At 71.6% G+C, this 17,059-nt stretch carries 16 protein-coding genes; 13 read left to right on the top strand and 3 right to left on the bottom strand.

Annotated features, from left to right (window positions below; all coding sequences use genetic code 11):
* Positions 1-117 precede the first annotated feature (117 nt).
* Both AB0M03_RS26625 and AB0M03_RS26620 read right to left on the bottom strand, forming a co-directional pair.
* Positions 118-789, bottom strand: a complete 672-nt coding sequence (locus tag AB0M03_RS26625) for a response regulator transcription factor (RefSeq protein WP_363495067.1) — start codon at positions 787-789, stop codon at positions 118-120.
* The gene (locus AB0M03_RS26620; RefSeq protein WP_363495065.1) at positions 790-1,698 is read right to left on the bottom strand and encodes a RecB family exonuclease; all 909 of its coding nucleotides are present in this window, start codon (positions 1,696-1,698) and stop codon (positions 790-792) included.
* Between the two features lie 256 nt (positions 1,699-1,954).
* Between AB0M03_RS26620 and AB0M03_RS26615 the strand changes: the two genes are divergently transcribed.
* The 3 genes from AB0M03_RS26615 to AB0M03_RS26605 all read left to right on the top strand — a co-directional run bounded on the left by AB0M03_RS26615 (position 1,955) and on the right by AB0M03_RS26605 (position 5,101).
* The gene (locus AB0M03_RS26615) at positions 1,955-3,154 is read left to right on the top strand and encodes a site-2 protease family protein (RefSeq protein ID WP_363495064.1); all 1,200 of its coding nucleotides are present in this window, start codon (positions 1,955-1,957) and stop codon (positions 3,152-3,154) included.
* A 90-nt stretch (positions 3,155-3,244) separates the two neighbouring features.
* Entirely contained in the window at positions 3,245-4,207 is a 963-nt protein-coding gene (locus AB0M03_RS26610; RefSeq protein ID WP_363495062.1) for a tRNA (adenine-N1)-methyltransferase, read from the top strand.
* A 303-nt stretch (positions 4,208-4,510) separates the two neighbouring features.
* On the top strand, positions 4,511-5,101 hold the full coding sequence (locus tag AB0M03_RS26605) for a hypothetical protein (protein WP_363495061.1): 591 nt from the start codon (positions 4,511-4,513) through the stop codon (positions 5,099-5,101).
* A gap of 45 nt (positions 5,102-5,146) precedes the next feature.
* Here the strand turns inward: AB0M03_RS26605 and AB0M03_RS26600 are convergent, their stop codons facing one another.
* Entirely contained in the window at positions 5,147-5,434 is a 288-nt protein-coding gene (locus AB0M03_RS26600; RefSeq protein ID WP_363495059.1) for a ferredoxin, read from the bottom strand.
* Between the two features lie 245 nt (positions 5,435-5,679).
* Between AB0M03_RS26600 and arc the strand changes: the two genes are divergently transcribed.
* The 10 genes from arc (at position 5,680) to AB0M03_RS26550 (ending at position 17,057) form a co-directional block, all read left to right on the top strand.
* Positions 5,680-7,446, top strand: coding sequence for a proteasome ATPase (arc, locus tag AB0M03_RS26595; protein ID WP_363495057.1), 1,767 nt, complete (start codon positions 5,680-5,682; stop codon positions 7,444-7,446).
* 92 nt (positions 7,447-7,538) lie between these two features.
* Positions 7,539-9,050 carry a depupylase/deamidase Dop gene (gene dop, locus AB0M03_RS26590; protein ID WP_363495055.1) on the top strand — a complete coding sequence of 504 codons (1,512 nt, stop codon included), beginning with the start codon at positions 7,539-7,541 and terminating at the stop codon, positions 9,048-9,050.
* A 137-nt stretch (positions 9,051-9,187) separates the two neighbouring features.
* Positions 9,188-9,406, top strand: coding sequence for a ubiquitin-like protein Pup (locus AB0M03_RS26585; RefSeq protein WP_363495053.1), 219 nt, complete (start codon positions 9,188-9,190; stop codon positions 9,404-9,406).
* Positions 9,407-9,589: 183 nt separating this feature from the next.
* Positions 9,590-10,429 carry a proteasome subunit beta gene (gene prcB, locus AB0M03_RS26580; RefSeq protein WP_363495051.1) on the top strand — a complete coding sequence of 280 codons (840 nt, stop codon included), beginning with the start codon at positions 9,590-9,592 and terminating at the stop codon, positions 10,427-10,429.
* Between the two features lie 36 nt (positions 10,430-10,465).
* Positions 10,466-11,227 (top strand): proteasome subunit alpha, encoded by a 762-nt coding sequence (prcA, locus tag AB0M03_RS26575; RefSeq protein WP_363495049.1) that lies wholly within the window; start codon positions 10,466-10,468, stop codon positions 11,225-11,227.
* A 167-nt stretch (positions 11,228-11,394) separates the two neighbouring features.
* The gene (gene pafA, locus AB0M03_RS26570) at positions 11,395-12,756 is read left to right on the top strand and encodes a Pup--protein ligase (protein WP_363495047.1); all 1,362 of its coding nucleotides are present in this window, start codon (positions 11,395-11,397) and stop codon (positions 12,754-12,756) included.
* A gap of 148 nt (positions 12,757-12,904) precedes the next feature.
* Positions 12,905-13,900, top strand: a complete 996-nt coding sequence (locus AB0M03_RS26565; RefSeq protein ID WP_363495045.1) for an FKBP-type peptidyl-prolyl cis-trans isomerase — start codon at positions 12,905-12,907, stop codon at positions 13,898-13,900.
* Positions 13,901-14,084: 184 nt separating this feature from the next.
* Entirely contained in the window at positions 14,085-15,374 is a 1,290-nt protein-coding gene (locus AB0M03_RS26560) for an FKBP-type peptidyl-prolyl cis-trans isomerase (RefSeq protein WP_363495043.1), read from the top strand.
* Positions 15,375-15,527: 153 nt separating this feature from the next.
* Positions 15,528-15,899 carry an FKBP-type peptidyl-prolyl cis-trans isomerase gene (locus tag AB0M03_RS26555; RefSeq protein WP_363495041.1) on the top strand — a complete coding sequence of 124 codons (372 nt, stop codon included), beginning with the start codon at positions 15,528-15,530 and terminating at the stop codon, positions 15,897-15,899.
* A gap of 183 nt (positions 15,900-16,082) precedes the next feature.
* The gene (locus tag AB0M03_RS26550; RefSeq protein ID WP_363495039.1) at positions 16,083-17,057 is read left to right on the top strand and encodes a WYL domain-containing protein; all 975 of its coding nucleotides are present in this window, start codon (positions 16,083-16,085) and stop codon (positions 17,055-17,057) included.
* The last annotated feature ends 2 nt before the right edge of the window (positions 17,058-17,059 follow it).

The raw sequence follows: 17,059 nt of genomic DNA, 5'->3' as shown, positions 1-17,059 counted from the left end.
GTGTTTTTCTGCGTGTTGTACTCCCCCCCCCCCACTAGGGCCCCGCCGGCCGCCGCCCCCCCCCCCCGCGGGGGGGGGGGGCCCCCCCCCCGTTCCGGGCCCGGAGCCGCGCCGGGTTCAGAGCGAGCCGGGGCGCACCAGGCCCGACTCGTAGGCGTACACCGCGGCCTGCACCCGGTCGCGCAGCTGCAGCTTGGTCAGCACATGGCCGACGTGCGTCTTGACCGTCGTCTCGCTGACGAACAGCTCCGCGGCGATCTCCGCGTTCGACAGCCCGCGGGCGACCAGCCGCAGCACCTCCACCTCGCGCTCGGTCAGCGCGCCCAGGGCCTGCGGCGGCGCCTCCTCGCCGGAGGGCAGCTTGGTGGCGTACATGTCCAGCAGCCGTCGGGTCACCGAGGGCGCCAGCATCGCCGCGCCGTCGGCCACCACCCGGATCGCCTGCACCAGCTCCTCGGCCGGCACGTCCTTCAGCAGGAAGCCGCTGGCCCCGGCGCGCAGCGCCTCCACCACGTACTCGTCCAGGTCGAAGGTGGTCAGCACCAGCACCTTCGCCGGGCCGTCCCGGCCGGGGCCGGAGATCCGGCGGGTCGCCTCCACCCCGTCCATCCGCGGCATCCGGATGTCCATCAGCACCACGTCCGGCTGGAGCGCCCGGACCTGCTCCAGCGCCTGCTGGCCGTCCCCGGCCTCCCCGACCACCACCAGGTCGGACTCGGCCTCCAGGATCATCCGGAAACCGGTGCGAAGCAGCGGCTGGTCGTCGACCAGCAGCACTCGGATCGTCACCTACGACTCCTTGCTCACCATGAGATCCCCCGTGGGATCGTCGTCGGTCGTTCTCTGCACCGGCACGGGCAGCGGCAGCGGGTACGGCGGGGGAGTGCCCCCGAACTCCGGGCACCGGCTCTTGTGGTCGCACCAGTCGCACAGCCGGTTGCGGGTCGCGGGGAAGTCGCCCGTCTCCACCGCCCGGGAGATCGCCTCCCACAGCGCCCGCAGCTTGCGCTCCACCGACAGCAGGTCCGCCTCGTCCGGGTCGTACGTGACGACGTCCCCGCCGCCGCCCAGGTACACCAGCTGCAGCCGACGCGGGACGACGCCCTTCCAGCGCCACACCACCAGCGCGTAGAACTTCATCTGGAACATCGCCTTGCCCTCGAAGTCCCGCGAGGGCGCCCGGCCGGTCTTGTAGTCGACCAGCCGCACCTCGCCGGTCGGGGCGACGTCCACCCGGTCGATGTAGCCGCGCAGCAGCACCCCCGGATCCAGCGGCGTCTCCACGTACAGCTCGCGCTCCACCGGGTGCAGCCGGGTCGGGTCCTCCAGCCGGAACCAGCGGTCCACCAGCTTCTCCGCGTCGGCCAGCCAGCCGGCCAGCGCCGAGCCGTCCGGATCGTCCGGGAACAGTTCGGCCAGCTCCGGCCGCTCGCCCAGCAGACGCTCCCACTGCGGGCGCAGCAGCGACCGCGCGAGCTCCGCCGTCCGCTCGGCCGGCGGGTGGTCGAACAGCCGCTCCAGCACCGCGTGCACCACCGTGCCGCGGGTCGCCGCCGCACTCGGCGGCTCCGGCAGCCGGTCGATCACCCGCAGCCGGTACAGCAGCGGGCAGGTCATGAAGTCGCCGGCGCGCGAGGGCGACAGGCCCGTCGGCGCGGCAGCCGGCCTGGGCGGCGGCGCGGTGTCCTTCTGGTGCATGCCCCGACCCTATTGCCCCCGGCTCACATCCCGCTGCCAGCCCGCTGACAGCGGCACCGCTGCACCGGCCCGATCCGGGGTATCACCCCCGTACGGGCACCACCGGAACGAGGCCCGGGGCGCGGCGCGAGGGGCGCGCGCGGTATCCGGACGGAGATCACGTAGCGTGGGCGCGACGATGCGGGCCACGGCCGACGGGACGGGCCGGGGCCACGGTGGCGACAGCGACGAGAGCGACGAGAGCGAAGGGGACGCGGTGAGCGACACCAGGGGGCAGCGGACCTCCGACCAGCCGTCGGCGGGCCGGCCCGAGAGGCCGGAGCCGCGCGGCGGCATCCTCATGGGCCGCCCGTTCGGCGTCCCGGTGTACGTCACGCCCTCGTGGTTCGTCATCGCCGCCCTGATCACCTGGATCTTCGGCGGACGGCTCTCCGAGGTGCTGCCCGACCTCGGCGCCACCCGCTACCTGGTCTCGTTCTCCTTCGCCGTCGCCTTCTACGCCTCCGTCCTGGTGCACGAACTGGCGCACACCGTCGTCGCGCTCCGCTACAAGCTCTCGGTGCGACGCATCCAGCTCCAGTTCTTCGGCGGCGTCTCCGAGATCGAGAAGGAGGCCGAGACCCCCGTCCGCGAGTTCTGGCTGGCCTTCGTCGGCCCGCTGCTCTCGCTCGTCCTCGGCGGCGTCTTCTACCTCGCCCTGACCGGCGTCGACACCGACACCGTGCCCGGCGTGCTGCTCGCCGGCCTCATGGTCAGCAACCTCGTCGTCGCCGCCTTCAACCTGCTGCCCGGCCTCCCGCTGGACGGCGGCCGGATGCTGCGCGCCGTCGTCTGGGGCATCACCGGCCGCCCGATGGCCGGCACCGTCGCCGCCGCCTGGGTCGGCCGCGGGCTCGCCCTGCTCGTGCTCTTCGGCCTGCCGCTGTTCAGCGCCTCCCGCGACCCGCAGCAGTCCACCTCCGACAGCCTGATCGACGGCGTCCTCGCCGCGGTCCTCGCCGTGATCATCTGGAACGGGGCGAGCGGCGCCGTCCGCAACGCCCGGCTGCGGGAGGCCCTGCCCGGCCTCGCCCTGCGCGACCTCGCCCGCCGGTCCGTCGACGTCCCCGCCGACACCCCGCTCGGCGAGGCGCTGCGCCGCGCCCGCGAGGCCCAGGCCGGGGCGATCGTCGTGGTGGACGGCCGCGGCGAGCCCACCGCCCTGGTCACCGAGGCCGCCGTCGCCAAGGTGCCCGAGCACCGCCGCCCCTGGATCGCCGTCGGCGCCGTCGCCCGCGACATCGAGCCCGGCATGCGGCTGGACGTCGGCCTCACCGGCGAGGAACTGCTCACCGCCCTGCGCGGCGCCCCCGCCACCGAGTACCTGGTCGTCCGCCCCGACGGCACCCCGTACGGCGTGCTGGCCCTCGCCGACCTCGAACGCAGACTCGCCCGCGAGGTCGGCGGCCGCCGGTGACCCACCGGGGCGCCCCCGGTGGTGACCCCGTCCGCCTCGGCCCCGGCGGACTGGTCGGGGGAGGTCCGGCGTTCCTTTAGGATTGTCGGCATGTCCGAACCGACCGGTGCCACCCGCCGACGCGGGCCCTTCCAGGTCGGGGACCAGGTCCAGCTGACCGACCCCAAGGGCCGCCACTACACGTTCACGCTCCAGGCCGGGAACCAGTTCCACACCCACAAGGGTGCGTTCCCGCACGACGAGCTGATCGGCGCCCCCGAGGGCACGGTCGTACGCACGACGGGCAACGTCCCGTACCTCGCGCTGCGCCCCCTGCTCCCCGACTACGTCCTGTCCATGCCCCGCGGCGCGGCGGTGATCTACCCCAAGGACGCGGGTCAGATCCTGGCGATGGCCGACATCTTCGCGGGCGCCCGCGTGGTCGAGGCCGGCGTCGGCTCCGGCGCGCTCTCCACCTACCTGCTGCGCGCCGTCGGCGACACCGGCATGCTGGCCTCCTACGAGCGCCGCGAGGACTTCGCCGAGATCGCCCGCGGCAACGTGGAGCGCTACTTCGGCGGCCCGCACCCGGCGTGGAAGCTGACCGTCGGCGACCTCCAGGACAACCTGGTCGAGACCGACGTCGACCGCGTCATCCTGGACATGCTCGCCCCCTGGGAGTGCCTGGACGTCGCCTCCAAGGCGCTCGTCCCCGGCGGCCTCATCTGCTGCTACGTGGCCACCACCACGCAGATGTCCAAGACCGTCGAGGCGCTGCGCGAGCACGGCACCTTCACCGAGCCGCAGGCCTGGGAGACCATGGTCCGCACCTGGCACCTCGAGGGCCTGGCCGTCCGCCCGGACCACCGCATGATCGGCCACACCGGCTTCCTGCTCACCGCCCGCCGCCTCGCGGACGGCGTCGAGCCGCCGCTGCGCCGCCGCCGCCCGGCCAAGGGCGCCTACGGCGAGGACTACGACAACGGCACCCCGGAGCCCTCGCTGGCCGAGCGGGCGGCCGCCCGCCGCGCGGCCCGCGAGACGGCCGCGGCCGAGGGCGTCGACCTGCCCTGACACCGTGACGCAGCACCCGCGAGGGGCGGCGAGCCGGGAGACTTCCCCCGGTGCGCCGCCCCTCGCGGCGTTGCCGGGGCGCCCTGCCGTGACGAGCCGTCGCCCGGGGTCCCGCAGCCGGCGATCATGTGGCAGGATGCTCGCTCACGACACCCCCCTTTCCGCGCCCTGCGGGGCGCCTTCCGGGGGAGTGGTCCGCCCGGCGGGCGCAGCGAGGTGGGGGGTCCCTCGCGGGGCCGCGGGCACCCGGGCCCGGGGGAGCCCCGACACGTACCAGCAGCAGCGGCCGAGGCGGAGCACATCATGACCACGAGCGGCATGACCACGAGCGGCGCACCGAAGGGACCGGGGCACGCGCGCAGCGGGCTCAAGCACTGGGCCCTGGTGGCGGCCGGCTGCGGCGCGGTGGTCGCCGGCGCACTGGCGGCGGACCCGGCGCAGGGCACCCCCACCCCCACCCGCCCCACCGCCAAGCCCGCGCCGAGCGCCGCCGCGCCGGACCCGGCGAAGGCCGAACTTCCCCTTGACTGCGGGCCCTTCACCGTCTCCGTGGCACTGCGGGCCAGTGCCGAGGTGGACGGCGTGCCGACCACCGTGGTGGCCGCGCACTGCGCCGCCGACAACGGCACCCCGCCGGACGGCGTCTTCCTGCTCACCAACGGCCCGGACGGCCGCCCCGAGGTCGCCGCGACGCTGCTCGACCCGCTGAAGGACGGCCTGACGGTCACCGCCCTCACGGTGCGCAGCGACGGCGAGATCCGCGGCCGGGCGCAGGGCTACTCCTCGCTCGACGTCCCGCGCTGCTGCCCCGACCGCCTGGTGGAGCTCAGCTGGACGCGCCACGGCGACCGCTGGGTGCGGGCACAGAGCGCCGCGCCGGCGGGCCAGGTCTGACGGCCCGTCCCCGCGCGGCCTGAGCCGGGCTCAGCCCGGCCCCGCTCACTCGGCGTCGGGGCCGTACACCTCGACGCGGTCGCGCACCCGGCGCACGTGGATGCAGTCGCCGGGGCACTCCTTGGCCGAGTCGACGACGTCCTGAAGCAGGGTCAGCGGCACCGGCACCGTCTCGCCGGGCTGCTGGCGCAGTTCGTCGTCGTCGCCCTTGACGTAGGCGAGGCCGTCGATGTCCAGCTCGAAGACCTCCGGCGCGTACTGCGCGCAGATCCCGTCGCCCGTGCACAGATCCTGGTCGATCCAGACTTCGAGCTCTTCGCCGGTCGCCGACATGTCCCCTGCCGTTTCTGTCCTGGAACGCCCCGCTTCGCGCGGCATTTCCCCTCTCACTCCAGAGCCGACCTTACCCCCGCCCTGCTTTGAACCGTTGAGCGGTGGGCACATCCACTACCAGAGGGGAAGCAACGCAAGGGCGAAGATCGGACACGCCCGATCCATCTTTCTGATCTAGGGGTTTACAGACCCCTGGCTGCAGGTAGGTTTGGGTCGTCCAGCTCCCCCAGGAGGAGGTGAGGACCGTGGCAGCCCACGATGACGACTACAACCGCAGCGCCGGCCGGCCCGCTCGTGGTTCCGACGAGGCCGCGCAGGTCTCGTACCTCGAGCAGGAGATCGCCGTCCTGCGTCGCAAGCTCGCCGACTCGCCGCGCAACTCGAGAATCCTCGAGGAGCGCATCGTCGAGCTCCAGACCAACCTGGCCGGTGTCACCGCCCAGAACGAGCGGCTCGCCGCCACTCTCCGTGAGGCCCGCGACCAGATCGTGGCCCTCAAGGAGGAGGTCGACCGCCTCGCCCAGCCCCCTGCCGGCTTCGGCACCTTCCTCAGCGCCAACGAGGACGGCACCGTCGACATCTTCACGGGCGGCCGCAAGCTGCGTGTCAACGTCAGCCCGAGCATCGAGCCCGAGGAGCTGCGCCGCGGCCAGGAGGTCATGCTCAACGAGGCCCTGAACGTCGTGGACGTGATGGCCTTCGAGAGCATCGGCGACATCGTCACCCTCAAGGAGGTCCTGGAGGACGGCGAGCGGGCGCTGGTGATCGGCCACACCGACGAGGAGCGCGTGGTCCGGTTGGCCGAGCCGCTGCGCGAGCTCACCCTCCGTCCCGGCGACGCGCTGCTGCTGGAGCCCCGTTCCGGCTACGTCTACGAGATCGTGCCGAAGTCCGAGGTCGAGGAGCTGGTCCTCGAGGAGGTCCCGGACATCGACTACCGGCAGATCGGCGGTCTGGGCACCCAGATCGAGCAGATCCGCGACGCGGTCGAGCTGCCCTACCTGCACGCCGACCTCTTCAAGGAGTACGAGCTGCGCCCGCCCAAGGGCGTGCTGCTCTACGGCCCGCCCGGCTGCGGCAAGACGCTGATCGCCAAGGCGGTCGCGAACTCGCTGGCCAAGAAGGTCGCCGAGGTCACCGGCCGGCCGCAGGGCAAGAGCTACTTCCTCAACATCAAGGGCCCCGAGCTGCTCAACAAGTACGTGGGCGAGACCGAGCGGCAGATCCGCCTGGTCTTCCAGCGGGCCCGGGAGAAGGCGAGCGAGGGCACGCCCGTCATCGTCTTCTTCGACGAGATGGAGTCGCTGTTCCGCACCCGCGGCTCCGGCGTCAGCTCGGACGTGGAGAACACCATCGTCCCGCAGCTGCTGGCGGAGATCGACGGCGTGGAGGGCCTGGAGAACGTCATCGTCATCGGCGCCTCCAACCGCGAGGACATGATCGACCCGGCGATCCTGCGGCCCGGCCGCCTGGACGTCAAGATCAAGATCGAGCGGCCGGACGCCGAGGCGGCGAAGGACATCTTCTCCAAGTACCTCAAGGACTCGCTGCCCTTCCACCCGGACGACGTCAAGGAGCACGACGGCTCGGTGCCGGCCACCGTCGCCGCCATGATCCAGTCCGTGGTCGAGCGGATGTACTCCGAGACGGAGGACAACCGCTTCCTGGAGGTCACCTACGCCAACGGTGACAAGGAGGTCCTGTACTTCAAGGACTTCAACTCCGGAGCCATGATCCAGAACATCGTGGACCGCGCCAAGAAGATGGCCATCAAGGACTTCCTCGACCACGGCCAGCGCGGCCTGCGCGTCTCCCACCTGCTCGCCGCCTGCGTGGACGAGTTCAAGGAGAACGAGGACCTGCCCAACACCACCAACCCGGACGACTGGGCCCGGATCTCGGGCAAGAAGGGCGAGCGGATCGTCTTCATCCGCACCCTGGTCACCGGCAAGCAGGGCGCCGAGTCCGGCCGCTCCATCGACACCGTCGCCAACACGGGACAGTACCTGTAAGGACCGCGAACCCTCCGTCCGGCTGCGGTGCCCGCCCGCCCCGCAGCCGGACGGCGCGTCTGCACAGGATCACTACGGGCAAGGAGGGCCGCATGACCGTACGGCGCGTGATGGGCATCGAGACCGAGTACGGGATCTCCGTGCCCGGCCACCCGAACGCCAACGCCATGCTCACCTCGTCCCAGATCGTCAACGCCTACGCCGCGGCGATGCACCGGGCCCGCCGGGCCCGTTGGGACTTCGAGGAGGAGAACCCGCTGCGCGACGCCCGCGGCTTCGACCTCGCGCGCGAGGTTGCGGACGCCAGCCAGCTCACCGACGAGGACATCGGCCTCGCCAACGTCATCCTCACCAACGGCGCCCGGTTCTACGTGGACCACGCCCACCCCGAGTACAGCTCGCCCGAGGTCACCAACCCGCGCGACGCGGTGCTCTGGGACAAGGCCGGCGAGCGGATCATGGCCGAGGCGGCCGCCCGCGCCCTGGAGCTGCCCAACGGGCAGAAGATCCACCTGTACAAGAACAACACGGACAACAAGGGCGCCTCCTACGGCACCCACGAGAACTACCTGATGAAGCGGGCGACGCCGTTCGCCGACATCGTCCGCCACCTCACCCCCTTCTTCGTCTCCCGGCAGGTGGTCACCGGCGCCGGCCGCGTCGGCCTCGGCCAGGAGGGCAACGCGCACGGCTTCCAGATCAGCCAGCGCGCCGACTTCTTCGAGGTCGAGGTCGGCCTGGAGACCACCCTCAAGCGGCCCATCATCAACACCCGCGACGAGCCGCACGCCGACGCCGAGAAGTACCGGCGACTGCACGTGATCATCGGCGACGCCAACCTCTCGGAGATCTCCACCTACCTCAAGCTGGGCACCACCTCGCTGGTCCTGGCGATGATCGAGGACGGCTTCATCGCCGTGGACCTCGCCGTCGACCAGCCGGTGCGCACCCTGCACCGGGTCTCCCACGACCCCGGGCTCACCCACCTGGTCTCGCTGCGCAGCGGCCGCAAGCTCACCGCCGTCCAGCTGCAGATGGAGTACTGCGAGCTCGCCCGCAAGTACGTCGAGGACCGTTGGGGCCAGGACGCCGACGACCAGACGATGGACGTCCTCGCCCGCTGGGAGGACGTGCTGGGCCGCCTGGAGCGCGACCCGATGAGCCTGTCCAAGCAGCTGGACTGGATCGCCAAGCGCGAGCTGCTGGAGGGCTACCGCCAGCGCGACGGGCTGGACTGGGACAACCCCCGGCTCCACCTGGTCGACCTGCAGTACAGCGACGTACGGGCCGACAAGGGCCTCTACAACCGCCTGGTGGCCCGCGGCCGGTTCGAGCGGCTGCTCGGCGAGGACGAGGTCGTCCACGCCGTCTCCAAGCCCCCGGAGGACACCCGGGCCTACTTCCGCGGGCGCTGCCTGGAGCAGTACGCCGAGCACGTCGCCGCGGCCTCCTGGGACTCGGTCATCTTCGACCTGCCCGGACGGGACTCCCTGCAGCGCGTGCCCACCATGGAGCCGCTGCGCGGCACCCGGAACCACGTCAAGGAACTCCTCGACCGGTGCCGGACGGCGGAGGATCTGGTTCGTGTACTGTCCGGAGGGTAACTCTTCGATCACCTGGGGTGAAATCCCGGCCGAAGGGGAATCATTCCGGTGAGCGCCGGGCGTTGAAGCTAAACCGGGCGCGAATGTCGTACCCGGCGGATAGGGTCTGACCACACAGAGCGAGCGGGGTGAGGGAAATGGCTAGCAAGGACACCGGCGGCGGCCAGCAGCGGGCGAACCGCTCCTCCGAGGAGGTCGAGGAGCAGGCCGCGGAAGCGCAGGGCTCCGACGACCTGAAGGAGCGCCAGGAAAAGCTCAGCGACGACGTCGACGCCGTTCTGGACGAAATCGACGAGGTGCTCGAGTCGAATGCGGAGGATTTCGTCCGCGGATTCGTGCAGAAGGGCGGCGAGTAGGAGGGGGCGTTCCCTTCCTGAAACCGCGCTGCGGAGATCGCGCTGCAGGTGTGTCACGGCATGCCTGCAGCGCGCTCTGCTCCCACCGCCCGCAGCGGTACCCCCGATCGTGTGGATCAAGGGGCGCCGACGCGGGTAGGGTCCGGGCATCAGCTGTTTGACCGTCAATCTGGAAGGAATCGTGTGGAAGCCAACACTGGTGGCACCGGGCGTCTACCGGCTGCCTTCCTGACCCCCGGGTCCTCGTCGTTCATGGACTTCCTCGGCCGCCAGGCGCCGGAGCTGCTGCCCGGCAACCGCCGCCTCCCCGAGGGCGTGCTCGAGGCGCCGCACGGCACCACCATCGTCTCCGCGGTCTTCGACGGCGGCGTGGTCATCGCCGGCGACCGCCGCGCCACAATGGGCAACGTCATCGCCCAGCGCGACATCGAGAAGGTCTTCCCCGCCGACGAGTACAGCGCCGTCGGCATCGCCGGCACCGCCGGCCTCGCCGTCGAGATGGTCCGCCTGTTCCAGCTGGAGCTGGAGCACTACGAGAAGATCGAGGGTGCCGTCCTCTCCCTGGAGGGCAAGGCCAACCGGCTCACCACCATGATCCGGTCCAACCTGGCGATGGCCATGCAGGGCCTCGCCGTGGTGCCGATCTTCGCCGGCTACGACCTCGACCTCGGGCGCGGCCGGATCTTCACCTACGACGTCACCGGCGGCCGCTCCGAGGAGCGCGGCTTCGCCGCCACCGGCTCCGGCTCGGTCTTCGCCCGCGGCTCGCTGAAGAAGCTCTACCGCGAGGACCTCTCCGGCGAGCAGGCCGCCACGCTGGCCGTCCAGGCGCTCTACGACGCCGCCGACGACGACTCCGCCACCGGCGGCCCCGACCTGGCCCGCGGCATCTTCCCGATCGTCTCGCTGATCACCGAGGACGGCTTCCGCCGGCTCTCGGACGACGAGGTGTCCGAGATCGCCGTCTCCATCACCGCCGGGCGCCGCGAGCACCCCAACGGGCCGCAGGCCCCGCTCCTCTAGTCCGCCACCCATCCAGGAAGAAGGGGACGACCGCCGGTGTCCACACCGTTCTACGTCTCGCCTCAGCAGGCCATGGCGGACCGCGCGGAGTACGCCCGCAAGGGCATCGCCCGCGGCCGAAGCGTGGTCGTGCTCACCTACGCCGACGGCATCGTCTTCGTCGCGGAGAACACCTCCCGGGCGCTGCACAAGGTCTCCGAGATCTACGACAAGATCGCCTTCGCGGCGGTCGGCCGCTACAACGAGTTCGAGAACCTCCGCATCGGCGGCGTCCGCTACGCCGACCTGCGCGGGTACAGCTACGACCGCGCCGACGTCACCGCGCGCGGCCTCGCCAACGTCTACGCCCAGACCCTCGGCACCATCTTCTCCTCGGTCGGCGACAAGCCCTACGAGGTCGAGCTGGTCGTCGCCGAGGTCGGCCGCAGCGACGGCGACGACCAGATCTACCGGCTGACCCCGGACGGCTCGGTCGTCGACGAGAAGAACTACGTCGTGGTGGGCGGCAACGCCGACTCCATCGGCAACTACCTGGGCCAGCGGCACCGGGCCGGCATGGCCCTCACCGAGGCCCTCCGGCTGGCCGTGGACGCCCTCGCCCGCGACGCCAACGGCGGCACCCCGCGCACGCTCACGCCCGAGCAGCTGGAGGTCGCCGTGCTGGACCGCAAGCGCGTCCAGCAGCGCAAGTTCAAGCGCATCCTGGGCGGCCAGCTCGGCCGCCTGCTCGGCGGCGACGCCTCCGCCGCCGAGGACGAGGAGCCGCCGGCGGCCAAGGAGGCACCGGGCGCCGAATAGCCCGACCGCGTGAATCCCGTACGGCAGGCCGCCGGCACCGTACGGGATTCACGTGCGCCTTCCGGGATTTGACGGCGCGGCGTGGTCGGATTGCCCCTGCGGCACCGTGACCTTTTCGGCTCCGCCCCAGGGGTTTCGAAATGCTCCCGGAAGAGAAAAGATGCCTCATGGACCGCCGAATTTTCGGGCTGGAGAACGAGTACGGTGTCACGTGTACGTTCCGGGGACAACGGCGTCTGTCTCCGGACGAGGTGGCCAGGTACCTCTTCCGCCGCGTAGTTTCCTGGGGCCGCAGCAGCAATGTCTTCCTGCGGAACGGTGCACGGCTCTACCTCGACGTGGGCTCGCACCCCGAGTACGCAACCCCCGAGTGCGACGACGTCACCGAACTGGTGACGCACGACAAGGCAGGCGAACGCATCCTGGAGGGCCTGCTCGTGGACGCCGAGCGCCGGCTCCACGAGGAGGGCATCGCCGGCGACGTCTACCTGTTCAAGAACAACACCGACTCGGCCGGCAACTCCTACGGCTGCCACGAGAACTACCTCGTGGCGCGGCACGGCGAGTTCTCCCGGCTGGCCGACGTCCTGATCCCGTTCCTGGTGACCCGCCAGCTGATCTGCGGCGCCGGCAAGGTGCTGCAGACCCCGCGCGGCGCGGTCTACTGCGTCAGCCAGCGCGCCGAGCACATCTGGGAGGGCGTCAGCTCGGCCACCACCCGATCCCGCCCCATCATCAACACCCGTGACGAGCCGCACGCCGACGCCGAGCGCTACCGCCGGCTGCACGTCATCGTCGGCGACTCCAACATGTCGGAGACCACCACCCTGCTCAAGGTCGGAGCCACCGACCTGGTGCTGCGCCTGATCGAGGCGGGCGTGGTGATGCGCGACCTCACCCTGGAGAACCCGATCCGGGCGATCCGCGAGGTCAGCCACGACCTGACCGGCACCCACCAGGTCCGGCTCGCCAACGGCCGCGAGGCCAGCGCGCTGGACATCCAGGAGGAGTACTTCACCAAGGCGCTGGAGTTCGCGGACCGCAAGGGCCTGAACACCGGCACGGTGGCCCGGGTCCTCGACCTCTGGGGGCGCACCCTGGAGGCCGTCCGCACCGAGGACCTGGACCGGGTCTCCACCGAGATCGACTGGATCATGAAGTACCGGTTGATCGAGCAGTACCGCGAGAAGCACCAGATGACGATGTCCAACCCGCGGGTCGCCCAGATCGACCTCGCGTACCACGACATCCACCGCCGGCGCGGCCTGTTCTACCTGCTGCAGAACAAGGGCAGGGCGGCTCGGGTCACCACCGACCTCAAGACCTTCGAAGCGAAGTCGGTGCCCCCGCAGACCACCCGGGCCCGGCTGCGCGGCGACTTCATCCGCCGGGCGCAGGAGCAGCGCCGCGACTTCACGGTGGACTGGGTCCACCTGAAGCTGAACGACCAGGCGCAGCGCACCGTGCTGTGCAAGGACCCGTTCCGTTCGGTCGACGAGCGGGTGGAGAAGCTCATCGCGGGCATGTGACGCCCGCAGGGCTTGACGGCGGCCACCAGGGGTGGCGTCCGGGCGGGTGCGTCCGGGCGCCGCCCTTCGTGTGCCCGCTCGTGCCTCCGCTCGCGCGCCCGCTTGTGCCTCCGATGCGGCGGTGGGATCCGGCCATACGCTGGCGACCATGCGCCGAATCGCCGGACTGCCGGCCGTGCCCCTTGCCGCCCTGCTCGTCGCCGTGCTCGCCGCCTGCACCAGCGGGTCCTCGGGCTCGTCCGGCGGTTCGCCCGCCGCCTCGGCCTCGGCGACGGCGGTGCCCAGCCCGGTGGAGTCGGCCGATCCCATGCCGGCCGTCTCCGGCGAGGTCGGCTCCAAGGCCGAGATCACCCTGCCGCAGTCCCCGCCGAGCGGCCAGTTCGTGGTCAGCACCGTGCACGAGGGCGACGGCGCCACGGTCGCCAAGGGCGACTGGGTGACGGTGAACTACACCGCCAAGGACTGGACGACCGGCAAGGACGTCTCCAGCTCCTACGACAGCGGCGGCAAGCCGCAGCTCTACCAGGCCGGCAGCGGCCAGCTGGTGCCCGCCTTCGACCAGGCCGTGGTCGGCAAGAAGGCCGGCAGCCGGCTGCTGGTGGTGGCCCCGCCCGCGGCCGGGTTCGGCACCACGGGGAACACCGCGGCCGGCGTCGGAGGCCAGGACACCGTGGTCTTCGTCCTCGACATCGTGGACGTGGTGCCGCCGGACTCCACCGTCACCGGCGAGATGACCCAGGCGCCCGCCACCGCGCCGCAGGTCAAGGACAACGGCAAGCAGGCGCCGACGATCACCGTCCCGGCCGGCCAGAGCCCGCCGACCGAGCTGCAGACCTACGTGCTGATCAAGGGCGACGGCAAGCCCGTGCAGGCCGGCCAGCAGCTGCTGGTGCAGTACACCGGCATGCTGTGGTCGGACGGCTCGCAGTTCGACTCCTCGTTCTCGCACGGCGGCGCCCAGGCCCTCCAGGTGGGCACCGGCAGCCTGATCAAGGGCTGGGACCAGGGCCTGGTCGGCCAGACCGTCGGCAGCCGGGTGATGCTGGTGGTGCCGCCCTCCCTGGCGTACGGCAACCAGTCCAGCGGCCCGGTGCCGGCCGACTCCACCCTGGTCTTCGTGATCGACATCCTGGAGGCGGTGTGAGGGAGTCGTGCGGATCGGTTCCACACGATCCGTACGACACGCCCGGGGTCGGGGCCCGGCGTACCGATCCTGCACCGGAAGGGCCCGTCCTCATGCGGACCTGACATACTGCTGCCGTTTTCCGCACTGTGGCAGCGTCGTCAGGTCCCGCGAGGGCATGGCACGGCGAGATGGATGGGGAGTCATGTCTGAGAAAGCGTCGAGCCCTGGCGAGGCAGGCACCGCCGACCCGGCGGCGGCGCGGCCCGGCGGCCCGCTGCCCGGCGACGGCGAGTCGATCGTCGTCCCGCCCGCGATCCTGAAGCAGCAGGCCGGCTGGGGCCAGACCCCGCCGCGCCCCGCCGGCGAAGCCAAGTCCGACGAGCCGCAGGTCTTCGCGTCGACCGTGCGCCGCCAGGACGTCTCGGAGGCCGGCTACGACGAGGACCCGCCCGGTGCGGGCCGCCTCGGCGCGATCCTCGGCACCGTGCTGGCCGTCCTGCTGGTCGGCAGCTGCATCACGCTCTACATGGTGAACAAGGACGACGGGAAGTCCGCCTCGGCCTCCCCGGACCCGGCGGCGCCGACCGCCTCGCCGACCCCGTCCGCCGACCCGGTGCCGCCGATCAAGGACAGCGCCAAGGTGCTGCCGACCGTCACCGGCGAGTTCGGCACCAAGGCGACGATCGCCCTGCCCAAGGAGGCCGCCGACGGCACCTTCGTGGTCAAGGAGCTGAAGTCCGGCGACGGTGCCAAGGTCGACAAGAACACCTGGGTCACCGCCGACTTCTCCGCCATGAACTGGAGCACCGGCAAGGAGATCGAGGGCTCGTACTCCACCGGCAAGCCGCAGCTGTTCCAGGCCGGCGCCGGCAAGCTGATCCCGGCCCTCGACCAGGCCGTCACCGGGCACAAGGCCGGCAGCCGGCTGCTCGTCGTCGCCCCGCCGGCCGCCGCCTTCGGCGCCCAGGGCAGCAGCGGCATGGGCGTCGGTCCCAAGGACAACCTGGTGTTCGTGATCGACATCAAGAACGCCACCCCCCAGGACACGGTGCTCAGCGGCGACATGGCGGCCCCGCCGGCCGACATGCCGAAGGTCAAGGACAACGGCAAGAAGCCCGCCGACATCACCCCGGTGCCCGGCACCCCCGAGGTCAAGGACCTCAAGTCGCACGTCCTGATCCAGGGCAAGGGCCGCAAGATCGGGGCCGGCGAGAAGGTGCTCGTCCAGTACACCGGCGCGCTCTACAAGGACGGCAAGGTCTTCGACTCCTCGCTCAAGCGCGGCCAGGCCTTCACCTTCGTCACCGGTGGCGGCGGCGTCATCGAGGGCTGGGACAAGGGCGTCACCGGCCAGACCGTCGGCAGCCGGATCGAGCTGGTGATCCCCGCCTCGCTCGCCTACAAGGACCAGGCGCAGGGCGACATCCCCGCCAATTCGACACTGGTCTTCGTGATCGACATCCTGGATGCCGGCGTCGGGACCCAGGACTGACCGGTCCGGGACCGGACGCACGAGGGCTCCCGGGGGCGGCGACACGTCGCACTCCCCCGGATGGCCCGGACGGGCGGCAGAGCGCCGTACGGTGGACCGTAGCGGTGCCTGCCGCCCCGTCATGTCTGTATCACCGAACGAGATGAGTCTGTTGTGAGCCTTACCAAGCCGGAGATCGACTTCCCGGGCGGCGAGCCGCCGAAGGAACTGCAGATCCGTGACATCGTGGTCGGCGACGGTGCCGAGGCCAAGGCCGGCGCGACCGTCGAGGTGCACTACGTCGGTGTCACCTTCTCCACCGGCGAGGAGTTCGACGCCTCCTGGAACCGCGGCCAGACCTTCCGCTTCCCGCTCGGCGCGGGCCGCGTCATCAAGGGCTGGGACGAGGGCGTCCAGGGCATGCGGGTCGGCGGTCGGCGCGAGCTGATCATCCCCCCGGGCAAGGCGTACGGCGCCCAGTCGCCCAGCCCGGCGATCCCGCCGAACTCCACCCTGATCTTCGTCGTCGACCTGCTCGGCGTCTGAGACACCCCTGAGCACCGGGCCGTTCCCCTTCGGGGAGCGGCCCGGTGCCGTTGTCGCGGGCACACGGCTCGTCCCCTTCCGGGGCCGGAGCAGGGCTCGGCTTTTGCTCAGCGTGCCCGGACCGGTACGGTCGGGTCCGCCGGATCACGAGGGGTGCCGGCCGGACGGACAGGAAGGTCAGCGATGGCGATCGCCAAGGCGGAGCGGTTGATGAACCTCGCCCTCTGTCTGATGAACACCAGACGGCCGCTCTCCAAGAAGGAGCTGCGGGAGTCCGTCGAGGCCTACCGGGAGGCCTGGCAGCAGGGCAGCGAGGACGCCTTCAACCGGATGTTCGAGCGCGACAAGGACGACCTGCGCGAGCTCGGCCTGGTCATCGACGTCGACGAGAACTCCCTCGACGGCGAGATCGGCTACCTCGCCCGCCGGGACCGCAACCGTCTGCCGGAGATCGCCCTCGACGCCGAGGAGGCGGCCGCCCTCACCCTGGTCGCCCGGGTCTGGCAGCAGGCCAAGATGTCCGGCGCCGCCAGCGGCGCCCTGCAGAAGCTCCGGGCGGCCGGCGTGCCCTTCGCCGAGGACACCGAGCACACCGCCCTCCAGCCGCGCATCCCGGCCCGCGAGGCCGCCTTCGAGCCGCTGCTCGTCGCCGCCCGCGACCGGCGCCCGGTCACCTTCGACTACCGCAAGGCCGGCGCCGCCGCCGCCGAGCAGCGCTCGGTGGAGCCCTGGGCCCTCGAGTGCTGGCGCGGCCACTGGTACCTGGCCGGCTTCGACCGCGACCGGCAGAGCGCCCGCGTCTTCCGGCTCAGCCGGATCACCGGCAAGGTCCGCTCCCGGGCCGGCAGCTTCACCGGGGACGTCCCCGAGCACGTCGACGTGCGCGCCTACGTCGCCCGGTTCGCCGGCGAGGGCGCGGTCACCGAGGGCGCCACCGCCACCCTGCGGCTGCGCCGCGGCGCCGCCTTCCCGCTCCGCGGGCGGGCACTCAGCACCACCCGCATCGACGACGACTGGGACGAGCTGGAGATCCCGTACGGCCACGGCCTCGCCGCCGACCTCGCCGAGTTCGGGCCCGACGTCCTCGTCCTCGGCCCGGACGACCTGCGGGCGGACGTCATCGACCGGCTGCGTGCCGTCGCCGGAGTGGGGGAGTAACA

The organism is Kitasatospora sp. NPDC051914, assembly GCF_040680995.1.
In the GTDB taxonomy this organism is placed as follows: Bacteria; Actinomycetota; Actinomycetes; order Streptomycetales; family Streptomycetaceae; genus Kitasatospora.
The sequence above is the reverse complement of the archived record's forward strand: the minus strand, read 5'-3'. Positions and strand labels throughout refer to the sequence as shown.